This is a genomic window from Synechocystis sp. LEGE 06083 (genome assembly GCF_015207725.1).
GTDB classification, from domain to species: domain Bacteria; phylum Cyanobacteriota; class Cyanobacteriia; order Cyanobacteriales; family Microcystaceae; genus Synechocystis; species Synechocystis salina.
Genome location: NZ_JADEWJ010000260.1, coordinates 1 through 5586, shown reverse-complemented (window position 1 = coordinate 5586; position 5586 = coordinate 1). Strand labels below are relative to the sequence as shown.

9 protein-coding genes are annotated in these 5586 nt (G+C 48.2%); 7 read left to right on the top strand and 2 right to left on the bottom strand.

Going from position 1 to position 5586, the window contains the following annotated elements:
• Window positions 1–112 precede the first annotated feature (112 nt).
• Window positions 113–658 (bottom strand): heme-binding protein, encoded by a 546-nt coding sequence (locus IQ219_RS16235; protein WP_190599722.1) that lies wholly within the window; start codon window positions 656–658, stop codon window positions 113–115.
• A gap of 336 nt (window positions 659–994) precedes the next feature.
• Here IQ219_RS16235 and IQ219_RS16230 point away from each other — a divergent pair, with 336 nt between their 5' ends.
• The 3 genes from IQ219_RS16230 to IQ219_RS16220 all read left to right on the top strand — a co-directional run bounded on the left by IQ219_RS16230 (window position 995) and on the right by IQ219_RS16220 (window position 2501).
• Window positions 995–1735, top strand: coding sequence for an SDR family oxidoreductase (locus tag IQ219_RS16230; protein WP_228017230.1), 741 nt, complete (start codon window positions 995–997; stop codon window positions 1733–1735).
• A gap of 85 nt (window positions 1736–1820) precedes the next feature.
• Window positions 1821–2054, top strand: coding sequence for a hypothetical protein (locus tag IQ219_RS16225; protein WP_228017229.1), 234 nt, complete (start codon window positions 1821–1823; stop codon window positions 2052–2054).
• 177 nt (window positions 2055–2231) lie between these two features.
• Window positions 2232–2501 carry a YciI family protein gene (locus IQ219_RS16220; RefSeq protein ID WP_194073293.1) on the top strand — a complete coding sequence of 90 codons (270 nt, stop codon included), beginning with the start codon at window positions 2232–2234 and terminating at the stop codon, window positions 2499–2501.
• A gap of 58 nt (window positions 2502–2559) precedes the next feature.
• Here IQ219_RS16220 and psbN read toward each other — a convergent pair whose 3' ends face one another.
• On the bottom strand, window positions 2560–2691 hold the full coding sequence (gene psbN, locus IQ219_RS16215; protein ID WP_010872260.1) for a photosystem II reaction center protein PsbN: 132 nt from the start codon (window positions 2689–2691) through the stop codon (window positions 2560–2562).
• A gap of 85 nt (window positions 2692–2776) precedes the next feature.
• Here psbN and psbH point away from each other — a divergent pair, with 85 nt between their 5' ends.
• From psbH to IQ219_RS16195, 4 genes are all read left to right on the top strand, one after another.
• Window positions 2777–2971, top strand: coding sequence for a photosystem II reaction center phosphoprotein PsbH (gene psbH, locus IQ219_RS16210; protein WP_010872259.1), 195 nt, complete (start codon window positions 2777–2779; stop codon window positions 2969–2971).
• 324 nt (window positions 2972–3295) lie between these two features.
• A complete protein-coding gene (petC, locus tag IQ219_RS16205; RefSeq protein WP_194019014.1) occupies window positions 3296–3838 on the top strand; it encodes a cytochrome b6-f complex iron-sulfur subunit in 543 nt (180 codons plus the stop codon).
• A 112-nt stretch (window positions 3839–3950) separates the two neighbouring features.
• Window positions 3951–4937 (top strand): cytochrome f, encoded by a 987-nt coding sequence (gene petA / locus IQ219_RS16200; RefSeq protein ID WP_194073292.1) that lies wholly within the window; start codon window positions 3951–3953, stop codon window positions 4935–4937.
• Window positions 4938–5111: 174 nt separating this feature from the next.
• On the top strand, window positions 5112–5528 hold the full coding sequence (locus tag IQ219_RS16195) for a DUF3110 domain-containing protein (RefSeq protein WP_228017227.1): 417 nt from the start codon (window positions 5112–5114) through the stop codon (window positions 5526–5528).
• Window positions 5529–5586: the final 58 nt, after the last annotated feature.

The window sequence follows — 5586 nt, the reverse complement described above, 5'->3', positions numbered from 1 at the left end:
GAATTAATGCAGTAATTTTCACAAATGATCAAACTATCCTTGCCGCCGATGCCGCTGGGATAGTATATCAAGGAAAACTAATGGGTGGTCATTAATTTTCTTCAAAACATTTTTAAGGAATTAAACGGGGCTTGATTTTTTCAATACCTTGGAGGGCACAGGCTTGGTCTAAGTTTCCATTGGGGGAACCAGAAACGCCGATCGCCGCCACTAATTGGTCTCCGACTTTAATGGCCAGGCCGCCAGTGCTATAACTCAGACCGGTGATGGGATTGGGAGCCAGAGGCACGGAACCCACAGGCAACGGAGCTGGGGTCATTTTTTTTGCGATCGCCTCTGTGGAATCTTCTTTGGTGATGGGTCCTAAGGTGATCACAGTATAAGCTTTATAAAGGCTATTTTCTATGGTGTGGGGAGTGGCTCCGTCCCCTCGGATAACAGCTTGCACTAAACCTTCTTGATTGACCACTGTGGCGGTAACGTTATAACCATTTCCCTGACAACTGTTAACAGCTTCCATGGCCGCTTCCACTGCCAAAGAGAATGGCAATTGATAAAGGGTTTTTAAGGCAAAGGCTCCAGGGGAAAACGCCAAAGATAGGCCAAGGGAAACCCCTAATACCAAAAGGGGTTGAAAAACTACTTTTTTCAATTTCATGGAAAGCTCTCTGTAGTGAAACAATCCTAATTCTACTTACATTTACGACCTTATTTTCTGGATCTAGTGCCCACCCAATGTGGTAAAATTCGTGGAGGGTATATTAACAAGGGTTCTGAATATTTTGTTTTTTGACAGCCCGATAAATTGTACTACTGCATTGGTCCGTGCTCAGAAATTTTCTTCCCTTGACTGGGGTCATTTCCAAAAGGGCGATCGCCACTCAGAATTTACTCCCATTGCCATTTTTTCTGCTGATTTTCCCAACATCTAGCAACTTTTGGGACTCCACACTGATGGTTTAAGTTTTCAAATAACATTTCTGGAGATATGCCAATGACTTGCGATATTGCCAACAAAATCATTCTCGTGACCGGTGCTAACCGTGGCATAGGGAAGGTGCTGGTGGAGTCTTTTTTGGAGCACGGAGCCGCTAAAGTTTACGCCGCCGTTAGAAACCTGGACAGTGCCGCCCCCCTAGTCGAGCAATATGGCGACAAAGTAGTCCCTATTTTTATTGATCTGGCGGACCCAGAATCCATTGCTACCGCCGCCCAAACCGCCACGGATGTAGATATTGTGGTCAATAATGCCGGGGTGCAAAAAGTAGCATCTCCCTTGGACGAAGGGGCGATCGCCTGTCTAAAATCTGAAATGGAGACCAATGTGTATGGCTTAATTGCCATGGCCCAAGCCTTTGCGCCGGTGCTCAAGGCCAATGGGGGAGGGGCCTTTGTGCAACTTAACTCAGTAGTTTCCCTAAAATCATTTTCCAATGTGGCCACCTACTCCGCTTCCAAAGCCGCAGCCTATTCCATTACCCAGGCATTGTGGGAATTGCTTGGTGAGCAAGGCACTCTGGTTCTGAGTGTCCACCCCGGCCCGTTGGCCACCGAAATGACCCATGCCTCTGGAAGGGCGGATATTGCCGAGCCCCCCACCTTAGCGGCAGATGCCATTATCGACGCCCTCAGATCCGGCGAATTTCATGTTTTTCCCCACGATACTATGGCCAAACAAATGGGTACTGCCTATCAGACCTTTGCCAAAAGTGTAATTGAAGTTAATTATGGCTAAAAGCTAGAGTGCCGGTGAGGATTTTAGTTTTTCACAACAACGGTTCAGGGTCAAAATATAGCCAAAATGTAAACTTCATCCACCCATGAAACATTCCCGCAGAAATTTTCTTACCTTGGCTGGGGCAAGTTTTCTCCTGGCGATCGCCGATGATCAAGGTTTTGTGAGAATTATCTCCTTAGCCAAGGGAAAATTGGTCGAAGAACATCAAATTTCCTCGACGGGAATTAACGCTGTAATTTTTATGGATGATCAAACTATCCTGGCCGCTGACGCCGCTGGTATGGTCTATCAAGGAAAACTAACAAGTTCTAACTAAACTAACTGCCGACCAAATGTCCGATTCTGATCAATACTTCCCCGAGACAATTCGAGGAAATTCCTGAACCATGGTTTATGGCCACTGGTGCGGTGAGGAGTGCAGGGCCCTGGCCATGATCATTTAAAATTCTAGGTGACTTTGTGAATTCGTTGCTGAGGAAGGAGTGTGTAACCAATGGCTAAATATGTACTTTGGGGGACCTATTGCGACAATGTGGAAGAAAAAAGAGCGCCCCACCGTCAAGCCCATCTGGACGGACTCAAAGCCCAAAAGGAAAGTGGCGTGTTGGTTACCATTGGGCCCACCAAGGATTTACAGCAGGTTTTTGCCATCTATGACGCACCAGACCAGGACACAGTGGAGAAGTTGGTGCAAGGTGACCCCTACTGGCAAAACGGTATCTGGACGGAGTACGAGGTCAAGGAGTGGATTCAAGCTTTTTAGCGTTGCTACCACTATTACCCCAAGTCAAGGGTAGGGGCCCATTCCCCCAGGAAAAATTCTAATCTTCGTGGTCATCGAAGGGATCACCCAGCTCGGCGGAGGGGGGACCAAAGGAGGTGTATACTGCCAAGCCAGTGATGGCAATGAGAATGACAGCAAAAGTAATGCTAAGAACTGTTGCGGATTCCATGGGGTAAGATTGATAGTTGTTTCTGTTGTCTTATATTATTACAGAACATTACAAAAACTCATTTAGTCATTTTTACGGGAAATCTATGGCACAGCGCACTCGGTTAGGAGATATCCTCAGACCCCTCAACTCGGAATACGGTAAGGTCGTACCGGGCTGGGGTACCACTCCTGTCATGGGGGTATTTATGGCACTTTTTCTGGTTTTCTTACTGATTATTTTACAGATTTATAACTCTTCTCTGATTCTCGAAGGCTTCAGTGTGGACTGGGCTGGTTAATTTGGGGTTGTCGACGTATTCCTGACCCAATTTAATCTCAACCTATTTTTGGTTAATCTTTTTTGCATCCCGCCCCGTCGGGATTTTTTTGTCTTCTAAGGCACGGGGGTAAGAAAATTGTTACCGGCAGATCAAGAAATGTAGCCCAAAGCCTTGTCTAGATGGGCTGGTGCGTTTTCTGTCATAATCGAACAGGACTTGTTACATTTTTTATTGCAAATCCCCGGGGTGACGGTAACTTAGCCGGTCTGCCTCTCTGTAACGATGTTGCCGGGCTTCCTCCGGTGAATGTTAGTAAAAATCCTTAAATTTAGACGGTTCATTATGACACAGATTTCTGGCTCCCCTGATGTCCCCGATTTGGGTCGGCGTCAGTTTATGAACTTATTGACCTTTGGTACGATCACTGGGGTGGCGGCCGGAGCCCTCTATCCAGCGGTTAAGTATTTGATCCCTCCTTCCAGTGGTGGGACCGGTGGCGGCGTAACTGCGAAGGATGCCTTGGGTAATGATGTTAAGGTGACGGAATTTTTGGCTTCCCATAACGCTGGCGATCGGGTATTGGCCCAAGGTTTGAAGGGCGACCCGACCTATATTGTAGTCCAGGGGGATGACACGATCGCCGACTATGGTATTAATGCGGTTTGTACCCATTTGGGCTGTGTGGTGCCCTGGAATGCCAGCGAAAATAAATTTATGTGCCCTTGCCACGGTTCCCAGTACAACGCCGAAGGTAAAGTGGTGCGTGGCCCGGCTCCCCTCTCTTTGGCTTTGGCCCATACCACAGTTACCGACGATGACAAATTAGTGCTCAGCCCCTGGACGGAAACCGATTTCCGCACCGACGAAGATCCCTGGTGGGCTTAGGTTTAGCTTTGCTATCCGTTGAGTAAGCAACACTGTTGTAATTTTGTGTAATTGTCTGAGACTGGTCTTTTTCCCCTACTGTTTACCTAAACCTAATCCGTTCAACTTAACGATGAGAAACCCTGATACTTTGGGGCTGTGGACGAAAACCATGGTTGCTCTGCGCCGCTTCACGGTGTTGGCGATCGCCACAGTCAGCGTCTTTTTAGTCACCGATCTTAGCCTGCCCCAGGCCGCCTCTGCCTATCCCTTTTGGGCCCAGGAAACGGCCCCTTTGACCCCCCGGGAAGCCACTGGTCGCATTGTTTGTGCTAACTGTCACCTCGCCCAGAAGGCGGCGGAAGTGGAAATTCCCCAAGCAGTTTTGCCCGACACCGTGTTTGAAGCGGTAGTGAAAATTCCCTACGACCTCGATAGTCAACAGGTGCTGGGAGATGGTTCCAAGGGTGGCTTGAACGTAGGGGCCGTATTGATGTTGCCCGAAGGATTTAAAATTGCGCCCCCCGATCGCCTGTCGGAGGAACTGAAAGAAAAAGTTGGTGGCACCTACTTCCAGCCCTATCGGGAAGATATGGAAAATGTGGTCATTGTTGGCCCTTTGCCCGGTGAGCAGTATCAGGAAATTGTTTTCCCCGTCTTGTCCCCCGACCCTGCCAAGGATAAAAGCATTAACTACGGTAAATTCGCTGTCCACCTCGGGGCTAACCGTGGTCGGGGACAAATTTATCCGACCGGTTTGCTGAGCAATAACAATGCCTTTAAAGCGCCCAAAGCTGGCACTATCTCCGAAGTTAACGCCCTTGAAGCTGGTGGCTATCAACTGATTCTCACCACTGCTGATGGTACGGAAACCGTAGACATTCCTGCTGGTCCCGAATTGATCGTCAGTGCCGGTCAAACTGTGGAAGCAGGGGAATTTTTGACTAATAATCCCAATGTGGGCGGTTTTGGCCAGAAAGATACGGAAGTGGTGCTGCAAAATCCCACCCGCATTAAATTCCTGGTCCTCTTCTTGGCGGGAATTATGCTTTCCCAAATTCTGTTGGTGTTGAAGAAAAAACAAATTGAAAAAGTTCAAGCCGCTGAACTTAATTTCTAGTTCATTTCTCCACCGGATTATCCCACCATAGGGGCAGAGCCTAGGTTCTCCCCTGGGGGCCATCGAAGAATGCTCAGCTTGAGTTATGTCGTCGGTGGCCCCATTGATTTTTGCAGAACTACCCTAGCTCGATATGCTGGTAGGAATAGACAACTTTTAGATTTTGCTGACTCTATGCGTGTTTACGTTCTTTTATTCAACGCAGGTACGGATAATGAAGGCATCCACACCGTACAAATGGGGGGACGCAATAAGATTTTGATGTTCGCTTCCGAGGATGATGCCACCCGTTACGCCCTGCTTTTAGAGGCCCAGGATTTTCCGCCGCCCTCAATTGAAGCCATGGATTCCCGGGATATTGAAGAGTTTTGCCAAGAAGCTGGCTACGATTGCGAAGTTGTGGCGGAAGGTATGCTGGCCATTCCCCCGGAAAAAAATGTGGCCGAACCGGAATGGGACCCAGATGGGGTTTTGCAGGCGGCCCGGGAAGCCCAGAGCAATGACCAAGGCCAGGAGGAAGAAAAACCAGACACTGAATTTTCCGATGCGGAGCTAGATAATATTCGCCGTCGCTTAGAAGGATTGTTGTAGAAAAACTTTGGGTATGCTTGGCCTGACTTTAACTAACCATGGTTTTAAAGCTTAGTCC

What these genes read in the sequence shown, in the direction of transcription:
- psbH (WP_010872259.1), top strand. Translation starts at nt 2,777, where the DNA reads ATGGCACAGCGCACTCGGTTAGGAGATATCCTCAGACCCCTCAACTCG.
- IQ219_RS16225 (WP_228017229.1), top strand. Translation starts at nt 1,821, where the DNA reads ATGAAACATTCCCGCAGAAATTTTCTTACCTTGGCTGGGGCAAGTTTT.
- IQ219_RS16195 (WP_228017227.1), top strand. Translation starts at nt 5,112, where the DNA reads ATGCGTGTTTACGTTCTTTTATTCAACGCAGGTACGGATAATGAAGGC.
- IQ219_RS16220 (WP_194073293.1), top strand. Translation starts at nt 2,232, where the DNA reads ATGGCTAAATATGTACTTTGGGGGACCTATTGCGACAATGTGGAAGAA.
- petA (WP_194073292.1), top strand. Translation starts at nt 3,951, where the DNA reads ATGAGAAACCCTGATACTTTGGGGCTGTGGACGAAAACCATGGTTGCT.
- IQ219_RS16230 (WP_228017230.1), top strand. Translation starts at nt 995, where the DNA reads ATGACTTGCGATATTGCCAACAAAATCATTCTCGTGACCGGTGCTAAC.
- psbN (WP_010872260.1), bottom strand. Translation starts at nt 2,691, where the DNA reads ATGGAATCCGCAACAGTTCTTAGCATTACTTTTGCTGTCATTCTCATT.
- IQ219_RS16235 (WP_190599722.1), bottom strand. Translation starts at nt 658, where the DNA reads ATGAAATTGAAAAAAGTAGTTTTTCAACCCCTTTTGGTATTAGGGGTT.
- petC (WP_194019014.1), top strand. Translation starts at nt 3,296, where the DNA reads ATGACACAGATTTCTGGCTCCCCTGATGTCCCCGATTTGGGTCGGCGT.